The organism is Streptomyces sp. RK9, assembly GCF_045070545.1.
GTDB lineage: Bacteria > Actinomycetota > Actinomycetes > Streptomycetales > Streptomycetaceae > Streptomyces > Streptomyces alboflavus.
Window position 1 is genome coordinate 154,935 of the sequence record NZ_CP173705.1, and the last position, 21,652, is coordinate 176,586.

Sequence of the window (21,652 nt, forward strand, 5' to 3'; positions counted from 1 at the left end):
CGTACGCCCTGTCAGTACCGGAAGAACGCCAGTGCACGCGGCCCACGGGCCGGAGAAGGAGAGGGGGAAGCGCCGACATGCCGACCTGCCCGAACGGACACCAGTCGGGTTCCGACGACTGGTGCGAGGTCTGCGGTCACCGCATGGCCGGTGCCGTACCACCGCCGCCTCCGCCACCGCCCCCGGCCGCCGGCTACGGCCAGCCGCAGGGCCCCGGCGGCCCCGGTCAGCCCGGTGGTCCTGGTGGCCCCGGCCAGCCCGGCCGCTCGCACCTCTCCGCGGTCCCGGACCTCGGGCCCGAGCCCGAGCTCTGCCCGCAGTGCCGCACGCCCCGCGAGGCCAACGCGCCGTTCTGCGAGGAGTGCCGGTGGAACTTCCTCACGGGTACGGCGACGTCGTACACGCCTGCCGCGCCTAATCCGCCGCTGCCCACGGGCGGGGCCGGGCGGCCCGGTGGGCCGGGGACGCCTGGGCCTGGTGGGCCCGGTGCCGGTGGCCCGGGGGGACCCGGTGGTCCGGGCGGGCCCGGCGGTCCTGGCTTTGGTGGGCGTGGGCCCGGTGCCGGTGGTCCTGGTTCCGGTCCTGGTGGATACGGGTACCCGCAGCAGGGTCCCGGTCAGCCCGGTGGTCCGGGACAGCCCGGTGGCCCTGGCCAGCCCGGGGGTCCTGGTCCCGGTGGGCCCGGTCCCGGCGGTCCCGGCGGTCCCGGCGGTCCCGGTGGGTACGGCTACCCGCCGCAAGGTCCTGGGCAGCCTGGTGGTCCCGGTCAGAACGGTGGTCCGGGGCAGCCTGGTGGTCCCGGTGCCGGTGGACCTGGTCCTGGCGGTCCTGGCGGTCCCGGTGGGTACGGCTACCCGCCGCAGGGTCCCGGACAGCCCAATGGTCCCGGTGGTCCCGGTGGGCCCGGTGGGCCTGGGCGACCCGGCGGGTTCGACGGGCCTGGTGGCCCCGGTGGTCCTGGCCGGTCTGGTGGGTTCGACGGTCCCGGCGGTCCGGGCGGTCCGGGCGGTCCGGGTGGTCCCGGCGGACCTGGCGGGTTCGACGGCCCCGGCGGTCCGGGTGGTCCCGGTGGGCCCGGCCGACCTGGCGGGTTCGACGGCCCCGGTGGATTCGACGGCCCCGGTGGGCCCGGTCCCGGTGCGCACGGCGGCCCGGGCGGGCCCGGCCCGGGCGGTCCCGGCGGCCCGGGTGCCCCTGGCGCCCCCAACCCCTCCCAGCAGTTCCAGCAGGGCCCTCCCCCGCCCCCGCCGGGCCCCGGCGCTCCGGGCGGCCCCGGTGGACCGGGCGGTCCGGGTGCTCCCGGCGGCCCGGGTGGCCCCGGCGGCCCCAACGGCCCCGGCACCACCTCCCCGACCGGCCAGCAGTCCCCCGGCCCCGGCCAGGACCCGTTCGGCTACCAGGGCTCCCGGCCCTCGCAGATGAACCGCCCCGCCGAGCCGATCCCGCCGTTCGGCAACGGCGGCGGCGCCCCCGGCGACCCGGGCTCCGCGCCCGGACCGAACGGACCCGGTGGACCCGGTGGACCAAGCGGCCCGAACGGCCCCGGCGCCCCGCAGGCGTTCCAGCAGCAGGGTCCGCCCGCACCCCCCGCGTTCCCGCAGGAGACGGGCGCCCCGCAGGGCCCGCCGCCTCCGCCCGGCCAGGGCGGCCCCGGTGGACCTGGCGGACCCGGTGGACCCGGCGCGGGCCCCGGCGGCCCCGGCGCGCCCTCCTTCGGCGGCGGGGACGACTGGGTCCTCTCCCCGCCCTCGGGCTCCGCACCCGGCCAGGGTCACCCCGGCGGCCCGGGCGGTCCCGGCGGCCCCGGCGCCCCGGCCCAGCAGCCCCCGCAGGGCTACCCCGGCCAGGGCGGTCCGCCCCAGCCGGCGGGCCCCGGTTCCTGGACCGCGACCATCGGCCCCGACCGTGACTACTTCATGGCGATGATGCAGCGCAGCGGCCCCGAGGCCGCGGGCCTGAACCTGCCCGCGTACTCCCCGGAGCAGCAGCGTCCGCTGATCGGCAACCAGATCACGATCGGCCGCCGCCGCCACTCCACCGGCGACACCCCCGACATCGACCTGTCGGTGCCGCCGGAGGACCCGGGCGTATCGCACCAGCACGCGGTCCTGGTCCAGCAGCCTGACGGCGGCTGGGCGGTCGTCGACCAGAACTCGACCAACGGCACCACGGTCAACAACGGCGAGGAGCCCATCCAGCCCTTCGTCCCGATCCCGCTCCAGGACGGCGACCGCGTCCACGTCGGCGCCTGGACGACGATCACCGTCCGCCGGGACTGACCCCGCAGGAAGGCTCCCCCGCACCACCGAAGGGCCGTACGCCCGCCGCCGTCACAGCGGCCAGGCGTACGGCCCTTCCGGGTCGTCCAGCCACGCCCACGCGTACGGCCCGCTGATCGTCACCCCGAACCGTTCCCGCACCGGCCGCCGCTCCCGCTGCCACAGCGCGAGCGCCTCGTGCGGGTCGAGGCTGCCCGCCGTGAGTTCGAGCAGGAACCGGAACAGCTCGCTCTGCAGCGCCCGGCGGGGCAGCCCGCCGATGTGCTGGTCGGGTCGCGCGGGCGCGCTGCCGCCGCGCAGCGGCACGAAGTACGCGGGCGTGTGCAGGAACCGCCCCTCCGCGTGCTCGGCGTCCGTCACCCGCAGCGCGATCAGGCCGGTCGCGAGGGGCGCGAGGACCCGCGCGCCGGGGCGGCACTGCGCGAGCCAGGCGCGCGGCACCGAGCTGAGCGTGCACGTGGCGATGATCCGGTCGAAGGGTGCCCGTCGCGGGCAGCCCGCGGCGCCGTCGCCGGTCGCGACGACCGGCCGGTACCCGGCGGCCGCCAGATGCCGCCGCGCGGACTCGGTGATCTCCGGGTCGAGGTCGATCGTGGTGACGTGCTCGTCGCCGAGCCGGTGCGCGAGCAGCGCCGCGTTGTAGCCCGTACCGGCGCCGATCTCCAGGACGTCGTGCGGCGCCCCGTCCCCGATCTCCAGCTCGACGAGCATCTTCGCCATCAGCGAGGGCTGGCTGCTGGACGAGACCAGCTCCCCGTCCCGTACCCGCGTGGCAAGGGGCGCGTCCGCGTACGCCCCGCGCAGCCATCGCCCCCGCCGCACCGGGTCGGGGTCCTCGCCCCACATCCGCTCGTACCCGCCGCCCGTGCTCACGTAGTAGTACGGCACGAACAGGTGCCGCGGCACCGTCTGGAACGCCTCCCGCCAGGCCGGGTCGTCGTCCCAGGCCCCGCCGGCCTCGATCTCCCGCACCAGGCCGGCCCGTGCCTCGGCCGCCCGGACGGGGTCGGATCCCCCGGGTTCGTCAGCAAGTGGAGCGCTCGCACCCATACCCCCACTGTGCTGCCCCGGGCCGCTCGATGCGAGTGGTCCTAAGCCTTCCGTCCTCGTCCGTCGCGTCTGAGACCATGGAGGAGTGAATGAGATCCCGCGCGGCACGCTTCAGGAGCAGACCTTCTACGAACAGGTCGGCGGCGAGGAGACCTTCAGGCGCCTGGTGCACCACTTCTACCAGGGAGTCGCACAGGACCCGCTGCTCCGGCCGATGTACCCGGAGGAGGACCTGGGCCCGGCCGAGGAACGCCTCGTCCTGTTCCTGATGCAGTACTGGGGCGGCCCCCGCACCTACAGCGACAACCGCGGCCACCCCCGCCTGCGCATGCGCCACGCGCCCTTCACGGTCAACCGGGAGGCCCACGACGCCTGGCTCAAGCACATGCGCGCCGCCGTCGACACCCTCGACCTCTCCGAGGAACACGACCGCACCCTCTGGAACTACCTGACCTACGCGGCAGCCTCCATGGTCAACACCCCCGGCTGACCACAAAAAGGCCCACAGCAGCCTCAACTGCTGTGGGCAACCACTCCCCCGGCCGACGGCACCTGTCAGGTCGGCGTGACGGTGAGCGCCCCGACGCCGGCCTGGCGCACAGCAATAGACCCAAAGGGCGTCCGCAGCCGCAACCACGGCCCAGCCGACAGCAAGTCCAAGGCGTCCCCCCGCAAGAACCCCAAAGCGTGCGCGGCATGCGCGGCCCGCACGGGCAGTTCGGTCCCCGGCACGAACCGGGACCAGATCTCCCGCCCCACAAGATCGAGCTCGGCCCGAACCCGCCGCTCGGGCGCCAACTCCTCGACCCGCCCCCGAAATTCAACGACAGCGTCTCGAACGAGCCCCCGCACATCCCCCGCCGAAGGCAGCCCGGCCACCTGCTGCCACCCTCCACGGGGCGGCAACACCCCGGCCCACGGCGGCCCGGTCACCGCGTCCGGCACCACAGCCGTCCCCGCGGTCTCCACGGACTCGCCCGCCTCCGCCACGGCCTCCAGGAACTCCCCCGCGGAGACGGTCACGTCGAGCGAGGTGTCGAGCCCGTACTCGTACGGCTTCGCGAGGCGCGCCGTACGAATGGCGAGCACCTCGAACGACGGCGGCCGCCCGAACACCGCGAGGGTGTCCCCCGCGGCCTGCAACCGCACCGCGGCCGCCTTGTCGTAGTGGACGAGCCGCGCCAGGAAGGCGGTGAGATCCACCGCCTCCCCGGCGTCGACGAAGTCCAGTCGCACGGTCATGCGACAAGCGCCCCCGCACCGCCCGCGCGCCGGCCACCCGCCGCGCCCGCCGTGTCCTCGGGGCGGTACTCCTCGAGCACGGCCCGCTCCTCGGCGGTGATCCGCCGCGGCCGCTGGGCCCGCAGGTCGAACGGGACGACGATCGTCGACGCCCGCACGTACACCTGCCCGCCCGCCTCCGGCTCCTTTATCTCGTACGAGATCGTCAGCGACGCGGCCCCGATCTTCGTCACCCACGACTCGATGGTGACCGGCTCGTGCCGGTGCACCAACGGCCGCAGGTAGTCGATCTCGTGGCGCGCCACCACGGAGCCGCCCGAGAACGACGGTCCGCCGTCGTCGGACGAGAGCCGGAACATGAAGTCGATCCGCGCCTCTTCCAAGTACCGCAGGAAGACGGCGTTGTTGACGTGCCCGAAGGCATCCATGTCCGACCACCGCAGGGGGCAGCTGTAGATGTGGCGCGCCATGTCAGCCCCGCGTGAGCTTCTTGTACGTGGCGCGGTGCGGACGGGCCGCGTCCGGACCGAGCCGCTCGATCTTGTTCTTCTCGTACGACTCGAAGTTGCCCTCGAACCAGAACCACTTGGAATCGCCCTCGTAGGCGAGGATGTGCGTGGCGACGCGGTCCAGGAACCACCGGTCGTGGGAGACGACCACGGCACAGCCCGGGAACTCCAGGAGGGCGTTCTCCAGGGACGACAGGGTCTCGACGTCGAGGTCGTTGGTGGGCTCGTCGAGGAGCAGCAGGTTGCCGCCCAGCTTGAGGGTCAGCGCCAGGTTCAGCCGGTTGCGCTCACCGCCGGAGAGCACGCCCGCCGGCTTCTGCTGGTCCGGGCCCTTGAAGCCGAACGCGGAGACGTACGCGCGCGAGGGCATCTCGACCTGGCCCACGTTGATGTAGTCCAGCTCGTCCGAGACGACCGCCCACAGCGTCTTCTTCGGGTCGATGTTGGCGCGGCCCTGGTCGACGTAGGAGATCTTGACGGTGTCGCCGACCTTGATGCTGCCCGAGTCCGGCATCTCCAGACCCTGGATCATCTTGAACAGCGTGGTCTTGCCGGCGCCGTTCGGGCCGATGATGCCGACGATGCCGTTGCGCGGCAGCGTGAAGCTCAGGTCGTCGATCAGGACCTTCTCGCCGAAGGCCTTCGAGAGGTTCTCCACCTCGACGACGATGTTGCCCAGGCGCGGGCCCGGCGGGATCTGGATCTCCTCGAAGTCCAGCTTCCGCATCTTGTCCGCCTCGGCGGCCATCTCCTCGTAACGCGAAAGGCGCGCCTTGGACTTGGCCTGACGCCCCTTGGCGTTCGACCGCACCCACTCGAGCTCTTCCTTCAGACGCTTCGCACGCTTGGCGTCCTTCTGGCCCTCGACCTTGAGGCGGGTGGCCTTCTTGTCCAGGTACGTCGAGTAGTTGCCCTCGTAGGGGTGCGCGCGGCCGCGGTCCAGCTCGAGGATCCACTCGGCGACGTTGTCCAGGAAGTACCGGTCGTGGGTGACGGCGACGACGGTGCCGGGGTACTTCGCGAGGTGCTGCTCCAGCCACTGCACGGACTCGGCGTCCAAGTGGTTGGTGGGCTCGTCGAGGAGCAGCAGGTCGGGCGCCTCGAGGAGCAGCTTGCAGAGCGCGACGCGGCGGCGCTCACCACCGGAGAGGTTGGTGACGGGCCAGTCGCCGGGCGGGCAGCCGAGGGCGTCCATGGCCTGCTCCAGCTGGGTGTCCAGGTCCCACGCGCCTGCGTGGTCCAGGTCCTCCTGGAGCTTGCCCATCTCCTCCATCAGCGCGTCCGAGTAGTCGGTCGCCATCAGCTCGGCGACCTCGTTGAACCGCTTCAGCTTGCCCATGATCTCGGCGGCGCCGTCCTGCACGTTCTCCAGGACCGTCTTGGACTCGTCCAGCGGCGGCTCCTGCAGGAGCATCCCGACCGTGTAGCCGGGCGACAGGAACGCGTCACCGTTCGACGGCTGCTCGAGCCCCGCCATGATCTTGAGCACCGTGGACTTACCGGCACCGTTCGGACCCACGACACCGATCTTCGCGCCGGGCAGGAAGTTCAAGGTGACGTCATCGAGGATCACCTTGTCGCCGTGCGCCTTGCGCGTCTTGCGCATGGTGTAGATGTACTCAGCCAAGAGAAACCGTCCGGCAATCAGTGTGTGGGCAGATACACCCCATCTTGCCTGACAGCCACCCCCCGGAGGAAACCAGTACTGTCCGGGGCCCGTGACCTGCCCGCCCCTGGATCGGGCCGGTAGTTGATCTGTCACCGGCTGTCGCCGCCCGTCGCTGCCGATCTCGCCCTTGATCGCAGACTGCGACACAGACGGAGGACGAGATGTTGCTGCCCTGATCACTCACGGAGAGGCTGATCGGGACGTCACCGGGTCTCAGCGAGCGCGGACGGAACCGCGCCGGTCGCGGTGGACGGAAGGATCGCGTGCGATGAGGGTCATGCTGAGGGCGCACCTGGACACCCAGATCTCGAATGAGGCACTCAAGAGCGGCGCACTGCCGAAGATCATGCAGTCGTTGGCGGAACGGCTCAAGCCCGAGGCGGCCTACTTCGGCCCCAGCGAGGGCGGGCGGTGCTGCACCTTCGTCTTCGACATGCAGGACAGCTCACTGCTGCCCACGATCGCGGAGCCGCTCTTCGAGGGACTCGGCGCGAAGATCGAGATCCAGCCGGTGATGAACAGCGAAGACCTGCAGAAGGGTCTTGCCGCGCTGCAGCAGGGCTGACCCCCGTGGCGGCCACCCACCTCCGGGCCGCCGCCACGCCCCGCTCACTCCTCGGACGCACCCTTCTCCGCAGATTCCGCCGCACCCTTGGACTCCGCCGCCGCCTTGGGCTCCGCCGTGCCCTCGGACTCCTTCGCACCTGTGGGCTCCGCCGGGTTCTTCCTGCGCAGGAAGAAGACCGCGCCGCCGCCGACCACGACCAGCACCACCGCGATGGCGGCTATCAGCGGTGTCGCGTTCGACCCGCCGGTCTCCGCGAGGTCGCCCCCGCCGCTCGTGCCGCCCGCCGACGCGGGGCTCGGGTCCGACGCGGGCTGTGCCTTGCCGCCGACGGCGACCGCGCTGCCCTCGGTCCGGCAGTCGAGCACCCCCTTGAACCGCTTCTCGAACCCGCCGGGACCCATGATCGTGAAGTCGTAGGGCTGGTCCTCCTGCAGCGGTATCGTCACCGTCCGCCGCTCACCGGCCTTGATGGTGTGCTTGAACCGCATCAGGCTGAAGGTGAACGCCGCGTCCCCCTTGTTGGTCGCCGTGATGTCCACGCCGTTCTTGGCGCAGTTCTTCTCCGCGGACAGCGCGGGTATCGCGCCCTTCTCCGCCCAGTGCGCCGTCGCCGCGGCGGACACCGTGGACTCGCTGGAGCCCGCGAGTATCTGTGTCTGGCTGCGGGTCTCGGAGGTGAAGGCCCGCCCGACCGGCACGGTCGTCGCCGCCTGCACCTCGAGCGCGGCGGTACCGTCCGGCGTGCCCTTCGGCACGTCGAAGAACAGCCGGCTGCCGTCACGGGCCGTCCTGACCTTCTTGCCGTCCTTGCCGACGATCTTCACGCCGCTCGCCGAGTCCGCGGGCGGCGTGACGGTCACGCTCTCCGCGTCGGTCCGCACGGTCACCGGGCCGAGGCGCTTGCCGGCGTTCCCCGAGACGGCCGCGGGCTCCAGCGTCAGCGACGCCTTCGGCTCGGGGCTGTTGCGCGCGCTGCGCTCCAGGTAGTCCGCCAGCTTCTCGGCCCGCGGATCGACGGCCTCGACCCTGGTCCTGCGCGGCTTCGCCGCTTCACCCGCCGTGCTCGGCCCGCTCGCCTTGTCCGCCGTGCGGGACTTCCCCTTGCCCAGGCTCTCCGAGTACCGCCAGATCGCCACCTGGGTGCCGGCCGCGGCCGACTTCTCGGTGAGCGTGCCCGCGCCCGACTGCCGCGCGAGCTGGGCGAGGTTGTTCACCCGGGGGTAGGAGTGCTGCAGGATCCAGCGGATCTTGCCCGCGTGCGCGTTGCCGTTCAGGGACGTGCCGCTCCAGGGGGTCTCCTGGTACTTCGCGTCCTTCTGCGTGGGGTTGTGCAGGTCGATGCAGTACGTCTGCAGGGTGCCGCCGTTGTCCACGGACATCTCGAAGAGGCCCGCGGGGATTCTCTGGCTCTCGCCGTCCTCGCGGACGACCGCCTGGCCGTACGTCTTCAGGCCTCCGAGGGTCGCGCTCGCCCCGCCCCGGTGCTGCGGGGCGTCCACCGCGGCGGCCGCGGGCGCGGTGACCGTCACTCCGGCCACGACCAGGCCGGACGCGACCGTCGCAGCGGCGACGCGGGCCGCGCCGCGGCCGCGCGCGGGCGATATCGCGAACGCCCTGAGTGCCCGACACGCTGACAACGCAGAAAACACAGAAATCCCCTCCGAGCGGGACCCAATTCACATGGGGGGACTGGTCCCGCCAGCAGATTCAACCGAGCAGACTCACCTGCCGACCGCCCCGCTCAGGCCTCAACCGCCTTACGGAGCCACGCCCGGCATCCTAAGGAAGCGACGCATCGCCGTTCCCAGTAGCGCCGTCAGGCAACCGATCCGAATCGGAATTGTTATCGACAACGCCCTTCTGAGCTGGGCATATCGACAAATCCATGGTTCCGGTTAGGGGATCGGTGGCTAGATCGGGTGTTTGTCCGGCCGTGCGGCGCGGGTCAGCCGACGGGGGTCGGATCCCGCTCCAACTCCGCATCCTGGACGCCTTCCGCCGCGCCCTCCGGTCCACCGCCCGAATCCGTCCCCGACTTGGTCCGCTGCTCCGCCCCGGGCCCCATCCGCGCCCGCGCCTCCTTCTGGGCCTGGGCGTGCGCGCGGTCCCGGGCCCCGGGCTGTGTGGCGAACTCGAACTCCGGCTCATCCTCCGTCCCCGGCCCTGTACTTCGCTCCCTCGCCACGGCGTCCATCGACCTGCGCGCACGCCGGAACGCGGACGTCCCGCGGGCGAGGTCGTGCCCGATGGACTGGGCGTCGATGTCCACCGACCGGAAGTGCTGCCCGCCCCGCTCCTCGTCCCGCACCCTCAACCTGCCCTGAACGATGACCGGTTCGCCGATCGCGAGCGAACCCTGCACATTGACGCCGAGCGCCCGCCAGGCCCACACCGTGAAGAAGTTGGTGTGCCCGTCCACCCACGCGTTGCGCGAGCGGTCGAAGTGCCGTGCCGTGACCGCGATCCGAAAGCGTGTCACCGGTCCGGACGGCAGCTCCCTGAACACCGGCGTCGTCGCCACGTTCCCCACCACCGTCACCATCGTGTCGTTCATGCCGACCCCTCCCTACGTCCACACACGTGCGGGCCCGTCCCGCACGCCCACCTCTGAGTCCGCGGCCGCCCGCCTCCGTCTCCCCTTCGCACTCCGGCGTCGGTGGTCGGTGAGCTGCCGCGATCTCAGATTGCACCGGCCGGACCGAGCCCGCTGAGCCCTGTGTCCTACCGGCCGGTTGTGGACAACTCCGTCACCCGACGGGGCCCTTCCGCTTCCCTCACGCCCCAGGCCTCGCGCCCCGCGCCGCACGCCCCACGCCTCGGGCCCGGACCGCGGACCCCGGGCCCGACCAGCGCCCCGCCCAGCCCTGGCCCTGGGCTGGGCCTTCCTCGCCCGCGTCCCCTCCCGCCCTCACCCCCGCTGAGCCACCCGCACGTACTGCTCCCGCACCTCCCGGTACCGCAACAGCTCCGCCGCCACCGGATCGAGCACCCGCGCCCGCCCGCACCCCGCTGCCGCCTCCCGCAGTCGCCGCTCGGCCTCGAAGCCGTACCGGCGGGCCGGACCGCGCGCCGCCATCCCGCTGGCCCACTCCACGCACGGCCCGCCGACGATGCCCAGGGCCATGAGGAGCACCGGCACGCCCAGGTTCGGCTCCGCGACGCCGACGATCTGCCCCACCAGCCACAGCCCGCCGACGACTTGGAGCAGCGTCATGGCCGCCTGCGCGAGGACGGCCACCGGCCACCAGCCCGGCCGCGGCGGCCGCCCGTCGGGCAGCGCCGCCCGCAGCGCCAGCTCGTCGAGCGCCTCGGGCAGCCCTTGGGCCCCGCGCGCCGCCGCCTCCCGCACGGCCTGCCCCCACGGCGTGGGCAGCCCGGTGGCCGCCTCGTCCGCGACCGTCCGCACGGCGTGCTCCACGCGCGCGCGGGCCGTCGACTCCTCGTCCGCGGGGGGCGCCACGGCGTGCCTGCCCGTGCTGTGCGGGAAGCGCTGCGCCTCGTACCAGCGCCACAGCCGCAGCCACGGCGAGGAGCACGCCCGGCCCGCGTGCCTGCGCCAGGCCCGCTCGGCGGCCTGGCCGGCCGCCGCCGCGCCGACGGCCTCCCCGAGCCGTTCGGAGAACTCCTCGCGCGCCTCCTCGCTGAGCCCGATCGCGCCCCGCGCGGACGCCGACCCCGCCCCGGCCGCGTACACCGGCCGCAGGTGTGCCGCCGCCGCGTCCAGGTCCGCCTCGATGCGCCGCGCTGCGGCTCCTCGTTCGCGGGTGAACTGGCCGAGGGCCTCCCGCAGATCGCCGACGCCCTCTCCGGTGAGGGCGGAGAGCGCGAGCACTGTGGCGCCCGGTTCGCCGTGCTCGCCGAGCGCGATGCCGTCCTCGTCGAGGAGCCGCCGCAGATCGTCGAGCACCTGGTCGGCGGCGTCTCCGGGGAGCCGGTCGACCTGGTTGAGCACGACGAACATGACCTCGGCGTGCCCGGCGAGCGGTCGCAGGTAGCGCTCGTGCAGCATCGCGTCCGCGTACTTCTCGGGGTCGACGACCCAGATGACCGCGTCGACGAGCCCGAGGATCCGGTCGACGTGCTCGCGGTGGTCCCCCGCGGCCGAGTCGTGGTCGGGCAGGTCCACGAGGACGAGGCCCTGGAGGGTCTGCGCGTCGGCCCCCTGGAGCGGCCGCCTGCGCAGCCTCCCGGGGATGCCGAGCCGGTCGAGCAGCCCCGCGGCGCCGTCCGTCCAGCTGCACCCGATGGGTGCGGCGGTGGTCGGTCTGCGTACGCCCGTCTCTGAGATCATCACGCCCGCCAGGGCGTTGAAGAGGGTCGACTTGCCGCTGCCCGTGGCGCCCGCGAGGGCGACGACGGTGTGCCGGTCGGAGAGTCGGCGCCGCGCCGCGGCTTCGTCGAGCACGCGCCCGGCCTCGGCGAGCGTCGCGCTGTCGAGCCGCGTACGGGACAGGCCGATCAGCTCACGCAGCGCGTCGAGACGCCCTCGCAGGGGTCCTTCGTAGACGACGGTCGTGTCCTGCGCGGGGGCGCTGTTCTCGTACGGGACGCTCGGGGTGCGGGTGTCGTACGCGGCTGCGTCCCCGTACGCGGACGGCCTCCCCGGGGACGCGATCGAGGGCGAACCGGAGGCCACCGATCCGGCGAGCACCTCGGCCACCGTCCTGGAGTGCCCGTTCGCCGGGGACGTGCCGGGCACCACGCGCCGCGCGATGAGCCCGTCGTCCCAGACGCCGTCGTCCTCGCGCGCGTGGTCGCCGTTTTCGTCGCCCTGACCGGCGTGTTCGGCACGCCCCGCGCCCGGGGCGCTCTCGGCACTGTCGACGCCGCGTGCAGGGGCATCCGTACCGTCAGCACTGTCAACGATGTCGGCACTGTCGACGATGTCTGCGCTGTCAGCGCTTTCCGTACGTTCCGTGTGTTCCGTGCGTTCCAGATCGCCGGTGTGATCGGTGTGGCCCGTGACGGCGGTCACCGCGGTCACCTCTCCTTCTGCAGTACGGACAGCGCGGCGATGAGTTCGGCCTGGGGTTCCGGGTTGACGTCGAGTGCGTCGAGGGGGGCGAGGCGCCGCTCGCGCTCCGTGCCGAGGACCTTGTCCAGGTAGTCGGTGAGCAGTCGGCCGCCGCGGTCGCGCAGGCGCAGCGCCCCGTGGGCGCCGATGCGCTCGGCCAGGGTCTCTCCGGCGGTGCGTGCCCGCCGCCCACCGAGCAGGGCGGTGGCGAGGAGGGCGGCGACGACTTCGGCGTCGGGCAGGGTGTTCTTGTCGGCGCGGTCGAGGCCGCGGACCTCTTCCTCGGCGTACTCCTCCAGTTCGCGCCGCCAGCGCCGGACGGCCATGCCGATGCGGTGTTCGGGGCTGTCGCCGTCTTCGTAGGGGGCCCTTTCGTAGCGTCCGCCGCTGCGGGCGAGCGCGGGGGCCCGGGCGGCGGGCTCGCGCCGCCACGCGTCGTCGATGTGTTCGTCGGCGGCGGTGACCGCGCACAGCAGGAGCGCTTCGAGGCTCTCGGCGATGGCGTCGAGGAGCTCTCCGGGGCCGCAGTCGAGCGGGTAGGCGCGCCAGCGCTTCAGGGCGTCTCCGGCGAGCGCGGCGCCTGCCTGGAGGCGGGCACGCACGCGCGCGTGCTCGCTCTCGTAGGCCTCGTCGACGGCGGACGTGAGGCGCAGGGCGGCGGCGTACTGGGCGGCGACGGCGCCGGCGAGTTCCGGCATCCGTGAGTTCAGCGAACCGAGCACTCCGTAGGCGGTGCGTTCGATGGCCTGTCTACGGGAGGCGGGTTCCTGGGCGCGGTGGGCGAGCCAGCTGCGCAGGGGTTCCACTGCGGTGACGGGCAGGAGTCCGCCGCCGCCCGCGGACTCGGGCAGTTCGGGGACGGTGAAGCGGGGTACGTCGCCGAGGCCGGCCTTGGCGAGGAGGGCGCCGTACTGCCGGGACACCTCGCCGACGACCTGGTGGGGGACGCGGTCGAGGACGGTGACGAGGGTGGCGTCCTGTTCCTTGGCGGTACGCAGCAGGTGCCAGGGCACGGCGTCGGCGTACCGGGAGGCCGTGGTCACCATGACCCACACGTCGGCCGCGCAGATCAGCTCGGCGGCGAGCACGCGGTTGTCGGCGACGAGGGAGTCGATGTCGGGGGCGTCGAGGAGGGCGAGGCCGCAGGGCAGGGTGTCGGCGGTCTCGACGCGCAGGACGCGCTCGTTCTCGCCGGCCCCCCTGCCCGCCCCGTCGTCGCCCGCGCCGCCCTGCCGGGGCGCCCACGCGCGCGTGAGGTGCGGCAGGACGCGCATCCCGGCGAACCAGTGCTGGTCCTCCGGGTGGCACACCAGGACGGGCGTGCGGGTCGTGGGCCGCAGGACGCCCGCCTCGCTGACCTGACGGCCCACCAGAGAGTTCACGAGCGTGGACTTGCCGGCGCCGGTGGAGCCGCCCACAACGGCCAGCAAGGGTGCTTCGGGGGCCCGTAGCCGGGGCACCAGATAGTCGTCGAGCTGTGCGAGAAGCTCGTCCCGGTTGGCCCGCGCGCGTGGCGCCCCCGCGAGGGGGAGCGGAAAGCGTGCGGCGGCGACACGCTCACGCAGGGCGGAGAGTGCGTCAAGCAGTTGAGGCCGTACGTCCAAGGTCACCACATGCGAAGAATGCCCAATTTTGGCGCCTTTCTGAAGCATATGGGCACCCCTGCGCGCCGATCGGACACCCGCGACGGAAGGGACGACTGGGGCGCAGGCATAACGAGTGCACAACACCCGGGGCGACAGACGCCAAAAGCGATGCGAGATTCGCACCTGCCTGCGATTATCAGGACCGCTTCACCGAACCTCCACATCGCGTGGCGGAGGTGAAGCACCAGGGACAAGCCACCAGGAGCCCTATCCTTGTCCCCGGTCCATGGTCCACGGCCCCCGGCAAGGCCACGGACCACCCACACCGGGCTCCAGGCCACCGGCCACCACCCGGCCCCCGTAGCTCAGTGGATAGAGCAGGTGCCTTCTAAGCACTTGGCCGCAGGTTCGAGTCCTGCCGGGGGCGCTCCTCTGCGTCATGGTTCGGCCCTCCCACCGGGAGGGCCTTTTTGCTGGTCAGGGGTTCTGGCCCCGCAGCCTCCCCAAAGCCACCCACTGCACCGCGGCGAGTCCCCCCACCACCAGCCCTTGCAGGACGATCCACACCGTCCCCACCGTCGTCGTGGAGAGCGCGTCCGTGGCGGCGAGGGTGAGGCTGAGGGCGGTCCAGAGGAGGTTCGCGGTGATGATGGACATGAGGGCGGGGCGGGCTATTCGGGGGCGGGTCGCGGTGAATTGGACTGCTGCCGCGTAGAGGAGGAGGAAGGCGCCGACCGGGTAGAGGAGTGTCGCCTCGAGGCCCAGGAAGGAGTCGAGGACCTGGGCCAGGGCCAGGTAGGCGAGGCCGTTGGGGCCCGTGACGGCCGCGTCGAGCTTCAGGGTCAGGCGGGCCAGGGAGTCCTCGTGGCGCGGGTTCGTCGTGCCGCGTTCCGGGTTCGTCGTGCCGCGTTCCGGCTTCGTCGCGTCGGTCGTCGTGAAGGGGCCGGAGTAGTTCGCCGATGTCATCTTCTGGTTCCTCCCGCTCGTCTCGCCGCCCTGTTCCGGGCGACTCCAGACTCGTTCGGCGGGGGGTGCGCGGCAATTACCTGTGAGGTAAGGGGTGCCGGGCCGGACTGTGACGCCGGGCGCAGAGCCACTCGTAGCGCCCGGCGCACAGCCGGCCCCGGCCAAGCGCGGAGCTAGTCGTACAGCTTCTCGATCTCCTTCGCGTACGCCGCCGCCACCGCCGACCTCTTGATCTTCAGGGACGGTGTGAGCAGGCCGTTCGCCTCGGTGAACTCGCCCTCGGCGACCACGAAGCGGCGGATGGACTCCGCGCGCGACACCGCCTCGTTGGTGTAGTCGACCGCCTTCTGCAGGTCCGCGATCAGCTGCGGGTCGTGGCACAGCTCGGACAGGGGTGTGTCCTTGGGGCGCTTGCGCACGGACAGCCAGTGGGCGACGGCTTCCGGTTCGAGGGTGATGAGCGCGGCCACGTAGGGGCGGTTGTCGCCGACGAGGAGGCACTGGCCGACCAGGGGGCGGCCGCGCAGGCGGTCCTCCAGGACGGCGGGTGAGACGTTCTTGCCTCCGGAGGTGACGATGAGGTCCTTCTTGCGGCCGGTGATGGTGAGGTGGCCGTCGTCGTCGAGGGACCCGAGGTCCCCGGTCGCCAGCCAGTCGTCCGCGAGGACGGCGTCGGTGGCCTCCTTGTTGTTCCAGTACGAGTTGAAGACGATGCCGCCCTTGATGAGGACCTCGCCGTCGTCCGCGATGCGGATCGCGGTGCCGGGCACGGGTGTGCCGACGGTGCCCGGACGCGGGCCGAGCGGCGGCGCGATGGTCGCGGCAGCGGTGGTCTCCGTCAGGCCGTAGCCCTCGTAGATGAGGATCCCGGCGGCGTAGAAGAAGAGGTTGAGGCGTTTGTCGAGGGGCGAGCCGCCGCTGATCGCGTAGCGGAGGCGGCCGCCGACCTCCTTGCGGACGCGCCGGTAGACGAGGAGTTCGTACAGCGCCCAGCCGAGGTAGAGGCCCGGGGACGGGCCGCGGCCGCGGCCCTGGAACTTGGCCAGGTAGGTCTCGGCGAAGCGCACCGCGATGTTGTCCGCGCGCTCGAAGGAGGCGCCGCGGCCCATCCGTTCGGCGGTCGCGCGCCCGGTGTCGTGGATCCGCTCGAAGAGGTACGGGACGCCGACGACGAACGTCGGCCTGAAGGCGCGCAGTTCGGGGCGCAGCTCGTCCGGTTTGACGCTCGGGAAGTGGCCCAGCTCGATGCGGGCGAGCATGCACGCGATCTGGATGGAGCGGCCCAGGATGTGGGCCAGCGGCAGGAACAGCAGGGTCGACGCGGTCTGGCCCGTGACCTCCTTGAAGACCGGGTACATGAGTTCGACGGTGTTCGCGGCCTCGGCGTGCAGATTGCCGTGCGTGAGGACGCAGCCCTTGGGTCTGCCGGTGGTGCCGGAGGTGTAGCAGACGGTCGCGACGGAGTCGGGCGTGAGGGCCGCGCGGCGCGCGGTGACCTCCTCGTCGCCCACCTCGTGGCCTCGCTCGGCCAGTTCGAGGACCGCGCCGTCGTCGAGGACCGACACGGCCGGCGGCACCGGGTGTCCGGCGACCGCGCGGCGCGCCGTCTCCGCGTTCTCCGCGGTCTCGGCGATGAGGAGCGTGGCGCCGGAGTCCCGCACGATCCACTCGATCTGGTCGGCGGACGACGTCGGGTAGACGGGCACGGTCTGGCCGCCCGCCGCCCAGATCGCGAAGTCGAGCACCGCCCACTCGTAGCGCGTACGGGACATCAGGGCGACCCGGCCGCCCGGTTCGAGGCCGGACGCGATCAGGCCCTTGGCGGCCGCGGTGACCTCGCGGGCGAAGGCGGAGGCCGTGACGGGGCGCCACTGGCCCGCCTCCCTGCGGCGCAGGACGACGGCTTCCGGAGCCTCCGCGGCGTTGGTGAAGGGGATGTCGGCGGCGCTGCCGCGGGTGGCCGCCGCCGCGAGGGCGGGGGTGCGGGCCTCCCGTACGACGCCGTGCTCGTCCCTGACGGTCTCGACCTTGGCTCGATCCGCCAGATCGGTGCGGCGGCGCGCCTGTTTCAGGTCCTTGCGTACGCCCATGACGGCTCCCGTTCGTTCGCTCGGCGCGGGTGCGGGGGGTGCGAGGGTGCGGTGCGGGTGCGGGGGGTGCGAGGGTGCGGTGCGGGTGCGGGGGGGTGCGAGGTGCGGCGAGGGCGCGATGTGGCGCGCTCGCGCGACGGATCCCGACACTTACTTTGGGGTCAACTTACCGACGCGTAAGGGAAATTCAATGGTTCGCGCAGAAGAACTCCGGACCACCCGCGGGGCTCAAAACGCCCCCTGGCCGCGGGCACACCCGCTCGCTACGGTCCGCCCATGGTCAACTCGTACACGGAACTCTCAAGCCACTACGACCAGATCATGACCTCGGGCTACTACGACTACGGCGCCTACGCCCGTACCCTCCGCGCACTCCTGCCGGACCACCCCCGCCTCCTGGAGCTCGGCACCGGCACCGGCCTGGTCGTCGAGCGGGTCCTGGAGCTCGCGGACGCCGACCCCGAGGGGCCGCCCGCGCCGGACATCACCGGCATCGACCACACCGAGAGCATGCTGGCCCGGGCGCGGGCCCGAGTGGGCGAACGGGCCCGTTTCGTACGGCAGGACGTCCTGCACATGGACCTGCCGTCGGCCTTCGACGCCGCCTTCTCCGTGGGCGGGATCTGGTACCACACGCCGGACCCGGACAGCGGCGACGCGGACGCCTTCCTGCTGTGCAGCCACTTCCCGGACGACGAGGACAACATCGAGGCGCTGCGGAACGTGCACACCTCGCTGCGGCCCGGCGGCCTCCTCGCCCTGGCCGAGCAGGCCGCCCACCGCGACTACGAGCGCGAGTTGCCGGGCGGTCTCGTCTACGCGCAGACGATCCGGCGGGCGGAAGGCCCCGCGGGCGAGGACCGGTACGACAAGGACTACTACGTCCGGCGGCCGGACGGGGACGTCGTGGCCCACCAGCGCAGCACCTACCGCGCCTACCCGCGGGAGCAGGGCCTCGCCCTCCTCAAGGAGTGCGGCTTCCAGGCGGAGTTCGTGAGCGACGACGGCCTGTTCCACCTGTACACGCGGCTGTAGCCCACCCGTACCCGTACACGCACCTCAAGACCCGGCTGACCTGCGCCGAAGTACGCTGCATGACCTCTACACGCACCCCAGTCCGCCGCCGCGGCACGCTGGGCGCCCTCACCGCCCTCGCGGGGACGGCCACCGCGCGGCCGGGCGGCCGGCTCACCGCCGCCCGGCCGTACCTGCGGGCGGCGCTCTGTCTGACGCCCGCCCTGCTGATCCTCGTCGCCGGGTACCAGCGGCGCTGGATGTCCGACGACGGGCACATCTACGTCCGCACGGTCCGGCAGATCCTCGCCGGGCACGGGCCCGTGTTCAACGCGGGCGAGCGCGCCGAGTCGTCCACCGGGACGCTGTGGCAGTGGCTGCTCGTGGTCGCGGGGCTGCCGGGCGCGGACGTCGCGAGCGCCGCGGTGTACGGCGGGCTGCTGCTGACCGCGGCGGGGTTCGCGCTCGCCGCATGGGGGGCGGTCCGGCTGTACGACGGGGGCGCGGACGGCAGCGGTGACGGCGCGCGCGGCGGCCGTGCGCTGCTCCCCCTCGGCGTCCTGGTGCCCCTCGCCCTGCCGCCCGTCTGGGACTTCGCCACCTCCGGCCTGGAGACGGGGCTCGCCACCTGCTGGCTCGGCGGCGCCTGGCTGCTGCTCGTCGCGCGGCCCCGCTCCCTCGCGACCGCGTTCGTCATCGGACTCGGCCCGCTCGTACGGCCCGATCTGGCGCTGGTCTCCGCCGTGTTCCTGGGCGCGCAGTGGCTGAGCGCGCGCCCCTCCCGGCGCGCCGCGCTCGCCGGCGCGGGGGCGGCGGGGGCGCTGCCCGTCGCGTACGAGATCTTCCGGATCGGGTACTACGGGCATCTGGTGCCGCTGCCCGGCGTCACCAAGGAGGCCTCGCAGAGCCTGTGGGGGCGCGGCCTCGGCTACCTCGACGACTTCGCCGGGCCCTATCTGCTGTGGGTGCCCGCCCTGTTCGTGGTCGCGGCCGTGCTGCCGTCGGGGCGCGCGCGGCTGTCCGGGGGCGCCGGAGCGCGCCTGCCCCTCGCCCCGGCGCTCGCGCCCGTCGTCGCCGGGGCGCTCTGCTGGGCGTACGTCATCAAGGTCGGCGGCGACTTCATGCACGCCCGGATGTTCCTGCCGGGGCTGTTCCTGATGGTCCTGCCGGTGTTCCTGGTGCCCGCCACGCGCGCGTGGGCGCTTGCCGCCGCGGGCGTCTGCGTGTGGGCCGTGGTGTGCGCCGCCGTGCTGCGGATCGGGTACGAGGGGCGGATCGGGCCCGGCGGCATCGCGGACGAACGCGGGGTGTACGTACGGCAGAACGCCGCCGCCCACCCGGTCCACCACAGCTTCGGCGGCTACCGCGAGAACGCCGCCTACGCGCGCGAGGTGCGCGCGGCCGGGCGCGGCCACGAGGCGGCGCTGTTCCTCTCGCGCACCCGCGTGGCCGCCGCCGCCCCCGCCGTGACCGGCTTCTACGCCACCCTCGGCCTCAACGGCACCGTCGTCCCCCTCGACGGCGCCGCCCTCGACCCCATCGGCCTGGCCTACCCCCTGGCCGCCCACTCCCAGCGCATCGACCACGCGCGCGTGGGCCACGACAAGTGGCTGCCCGACGAGTGGGTCGTCGCCGACCGCGGCACCGCCGACCTGCCGTCCGGGCTCGACCCCGCCCGCGTGGCCGCCGCCCGCCGCGCGCTCTCCTGCGGACCGCTCGCCGAACTGCGCGCCGCCACGCGCGCCCCCCTCACGCCGGGGCGTTTCCTGCGCAACGCGGTCGGTGCACTGGAGCGGACCGCGTTTCGCTTCCCGAACGACCCGGTGCGGGCGGAGCGGGAGTTGTGCGGTACCCGTGCCCCCTAGGGGGCACGGGGCTTGGTTCGGCGTACGGCTCCGCCGCGGGGGGCCGCCAAGGCGGGAATGAGGGAAGGCCGCAGACGCGTCTGCTCGGTGCTCCGGCAGGCGCGTCTGCCGGGTCGCTGAGTGGACGCGTCTGCGACTTTGTCGTGGCTGGTCGCGCAGTTCCCCGCGCCCCTACGGGGCGCTGCCCCACACAGTTCCCACGCCCCCTACGGGGCGCTGCCCCGCAGGTCGTTCGCCTCGCGGATGCTCTCCGCCAGCTCGCTCACGTCCTTGTCGCCCGTCGTGTACGCGAGGGCGCGCGCCCACTGCTCCAGGCGGTCCGGCGTCGGGGCGCCCGGCAGCGGGGCCGTGCTGTGGTCCTCGCCCCAGCCGCCGGGCTCGTCCTGCCCGCCCTCCCGCCGCGGTTCGGCGTCGGCGAACCGGTCGTACGCGCGCAGCCCGTCGGCGAAGTAGGCGGCGGTCGCGGCGACTTGGAAGCGCGGCTCGGCCTTGTCCAGCGTGCCGTCCAGGTCGCCGGTGCGCAGGTCGGCCGACTCCTCGCGCGGGGCGCGGCTCCCGGGGTCGAGCCAGCGGACGCGCGCCGTGGCCACGGGACCGCTCGCGCCGGGCCGGGTGCGCACGGCGTACAGGGCCGTCACCGTGTGCCCGGGCCCGACCTCGCCGCCGTCCACGCGGTCGTCGCGGAAGTCGTCGTCGGCGACGCGCCGGTTGTCGTACCCGATGAGCCGGAACCGCTCGACGGTCTCCGGGTCGAAGGTCACCTGGGACTTGGCGTCGCGGGCGCGCAGGTCGATGTTCGCGGGCAGCCGCTCGCAGAACACCTCGCGGGCGTCGTCCTCGTCCGCCACGTACGTGGTGTGGCCGTCGCCCCGGTCGGCGAGCCGCTCCATCAGGGCGTCCCCGTACTCGCTGCCGACACCCACGCCGAACAGCGTGATGCCGTGCGCGCGGCGGGCGTCCTCGACGCGCCGCAGGATGCCGTCGGCGCTGGTGTCGCCGGTGTTGGCGAGGGCGTCGGAGAGCAGCACGACGCGGTTGGTGGCGCCTTCGCGCAGGCCCCGGGACGCGGTGTCGTAGCCGGTGGTGATGCCCGCCTCCACGTTCGTGGACGCGGTGGGGCGCAGGTCGTCGACGGCGGCGTGCACCCGGTCGCGGTTGTCGCCGAGACGGGTCATGGGCAGCACGGTCTCGGCGCGGTCGCTGAAGGTCACGAGGGCGACCGAGTCGTCGTCGCGCAGCCGGTCGGTCATCACGCCGAGGGACTTCCTGACCAGGTCGAGGCGGCCGGGCTCGGCCATGGAGCCGGAGATGTCGATCACGAAGGTCAGCGCGGCGGGCGGTCGGCGGCGCTCCTCGTCGTCCTCGTCGTCCGGGCGGGTGGCGAGGCCGACGCGCATCAGGGACCAGCCGTCGGCGCCGGTGCGGGCGCCGTCCACGCTCACGGAGAAGCCGTCGCCGTCGGGCTTCGGGTAGTCCTGCCGGAAGCTGTTGACGAACTCCTCGGGGCGCACCGCCGCCGGGTCGGGAAGGCGGCCCTGGTCCAGGGTGCGGCGCGCGAAGCCGTACGAGGCGGTGTCCACGTCCAGGGCGAAGGTGGAGCGCATGTCGGCGGGGGCGGGGCGGCTCGGGGCGATGTCGCGGCTCAGGCCGTTCTCGCGCTGCCGCGAGTCCTGCGCCCCGTCGGGCGGCGGTGCGGGCGCGGGCACGGCGTCGGCCCCGCGTTCCTTGCTCGACGCCCGGCGCTTGTCGCCGCCGTCGTCCCCGCCGCCGCTGCATCCCGCGAGCAGCATGCCGCCCGCG

Annotated in this window: 16 protein-coding genes and 1 tRNA gene; 6 read left to right on the top strand and 11 right to left on the bottom strand. The window is 73.3% G+C overall.

The genetic code is table 11. The features are described from left to right. Nucleotides 1–77 precede the first annotated feature (77 nt). A complete protein-coding gene (locus AB6L24_RS38265; protein WP_405663871.1) occupies nt 78–2,279 on the top strand; it encodes an FHA domain-containing protein in 2,202 nt (733 codons plus the stop codon). 51 nt (nt 2,280–2,330) lie between these two features. On the opposite strand, the gene AB6L24_RS38270 is transcribed toward AB6L24_RS38265, so the two are convergent. Then, on the bottom strand, nt 2,331–3,329 hold the full coding sequence (locus AB6L24_RS38270; protein WP_405663874.1) for a methyltransferase domain-containing protein: 999 nt from the start codon (nt 3,327–3,329) through the stop codon (nt 2,331–2,333). 85 nt (nt 3,330–3,414) lie between these two features. Between AB6L24_RS38270 and AB6L24_RS38275 the strand changes: the two genes are divergently transcribed. Then, nucleotides 3,415–3,819, top strand: coding sequence for a globin (locus AB6L24_RS38275; RefSeq protein ID WP_405663875.1), 405 nt, complete (start codon nt 3,415–3,417; stop codon nt 3,817–3,819). 65 nt (nt 3,820–3,884) lie between these two features. Here the strand turns inward: AB6L24_RS38275 and AB6L24_RS38280 are convergent, their stop codons facing one another. From AB6L24_RS38280 to ettA, 3 genes are read right to left on the bottom strand one after another with little or no spacing between them, the layout of a single operon-like run. Continuing rightward, nucleotides 3,885–4,571, bottom strand: a complete 687-nt coding sequence (locus tag AB6L24_RS38280; RefSeq protein WP_405663877.1) for a hypothetical protein — start codon at nt 4,569–4,571, stop codon at nt 3,885–3,887. After that, the gene (locus AB6L24_RS38285; protein ID WP_030359914.1) at nt 4,568–5,041 is read right to left on the bottom strand and encodes a thioesterase family protein; all 474 of its coding nucleotides are present in this window, start codon (nt 5,039–5,041) and stop codon (nt 4,568–4,570) included. The genes AB6L24_RS38280 and AB6L24_RS38285 overlap by 4 nt, the downstream gene beginning before the upstream one ends. Before the next feature lies 1 nt (nt 5,042). Beyond that, the gene (ettA, locus tag AB6L24_RS38290; protein WP_405663880.1) at nt 5,043–6,707 is read right to left on the bottom strand and encodes an energy-dependent translational throttle protein EttA; all 1,665 of its coding nucleotides are present in this window, start codon (nt 6,705–6,707) and stop codon (nt 5,043–5,045) included. A gap of 310 nt (nt 6,708–7,017) precedes the next feature. Here ettA and AB6L24_RS38295 point away from each other — a divergent pair, with 310 nt between their 5' ends. Continuing rightward, nucleotides 7,018–7,314, top strand: a complete 297-nt coding sequence (locus AB6L24_RS38295) for a DUF3303 family protein (protein ID WP_405663881.1) — start codon at nt 7,018–7,020, stop codon at nt 7,312–7,314. A 44-nt stretch (nt 7,315–7,358) separates the two neighbouring features. Here AB6L24_RS38295 and AB6L24_RS38300 read toward each other — a convergent pair whose 3' ends face one another. The 4 genes from AB6L24_RS38300 to AB6L24_RS38315 all read right to left on the bottom strand — a co-directional run bounded on the left by AB6L24_RS38300 (nt 7,359) and on the right by AB6L24_RS38315 (nt 13,944). After that, on the bottom strand, nt 7,359–8,954 hold the full coding sequence (locus AB6L24_RS38300; protein WP_405663884.1) for an LAETG motif-containing sortase-dependent surface protein: 1,596 nt from the start codon (nt 8,952–8,954) through the stop codon (nt 7,359–7,361). 308 nt (nt 8,955–9,262) lie between these two features. After that, nucleotides 9,263–9,871 carry a single-stranded DNA-binding protein gene (locus AB6L24_RS38305; protein ID WP_405663887.1) on the bottom strand — a complete coding sequence of 203 codons (609 nt, stop codon included), beginning with the start codon at nt 9,869–9,871 and terminating at the stop codon, nt 9,263–9,265. 354 nt (nt 9,872–10,225) lie between these two features. Continuing rightward, nucleotides 10,226–12,301, bottom strand: coding sequence for a GTPase (locus tag AB6L24_RS38310; protein WP_405663890.1), 2,076 nt, complete (start codon nt 12,299–12,301; stop codon nt 10,226–10,228). Continuing rightward, nucleotides 12,298–13,944, bottom strand: a complete 1,647-nt coding sequence (locus AB6L24_RS38315) for a dynamin family protein (protein ID WP_405663892.1) — start codon at nt 13,942–13,944, stop codon at nt 12,298–12,300. The genes AB6L24_RS38310 and AB6L24_RS38315 overlap by 4 nt, the downstream gene beginning before the upstream one ends. A gap of 327 nt (nt 13,945–14,271) precedes the next feature. On the opposite strand from AB6L24_RS38315, the gene AB6L24_RS38320 reads away from it, so the two are divergent. Next, a tRNA-Arg gene (locus tag AB6L24_RS38320) sits at nt 14,272–14,344 on the top strand. Between the two features lie 50 nt (nt 14,345–14,394). On the opposite strand, the gene AB6L24_RS38325 is transcribed toward AB6L24_RS38320, so the two are convergent. Both AB6L24_RS38325 and AB6L24_RS38330 read right to left on the bottom strand, forming a co-directional pair. Continuing rightward, entirely contained in the window at nt 14,395–14,883 is a 489-nt protein-coding gene (locus AB6L24_RS38325; RefSeq protein ID WP_405663895.1) for a hypothetical protein, read from the bottom strand. A gap of 173 nt (nt 14,884–15,056) precedes the next feature. Further along, nucleotides 15,057–16,973 (bottom strand): AMP-dependent synthetase/ligase, encoded by a 1,917-nt coding sequence (locus AB6L24_RS38330; protein WP_405663897.1) that lies wholly within the window; start codon nt 16,971–16,973, stop codon nt 15,057–15,059. Between the two features lie 276 nt (nt 16,974–17,249). Between AB6L24_RS38330 and AB6L24_RS38335 the strand changes: the two genes are divergently transcribed. Together AB6L24_RS38335 and AB6L24_RS38340 are read left to right on the top strand one after the other, a co-directional pair. Then, nucleotides 17,250–18,008, top strand: a complete 759-nt coding sequence (locus AB6L24_RS38335) for a class I SAM-dependent methyltransferase (protein WP_405663900.1) — start codon at nt 17,250–17,252, stop codon at nt 18,006–18,008. 59 nt (nt 18,009–18,067) lie between these two features. Beyond that, nucleotides 18,068–19,852, top strand: a complete 1,785-nt coding sequence (locus tag AB6L24_RS38340) for a hypothetical protein (RefSeq protein ID WP_405663902.1) — start codon at nt 18,068–18,070, stop codon at nt 19,850–19,852. A 206-nt stretch (nt 19,853–20,058) separates the two neighbouring features. Here AB6L24_RS38340 and AB6L24_RS38345 read toward each other — a convergent pair whose 3' ends face one another. Beyond that, nucleotides 20,059–21,642, bottom strand: coding sequence for a von Willebrand factor type A domain-containing protein (locus tag AB6L24_RS38345; protein ID WP_405664510.1), 1,584 nt, complete (start codon nt 21,640–21,642; stop codon nt 20,059–20,061). Nucleotides 21,643–21,652 lie beyond the last annotated feature (10 nt).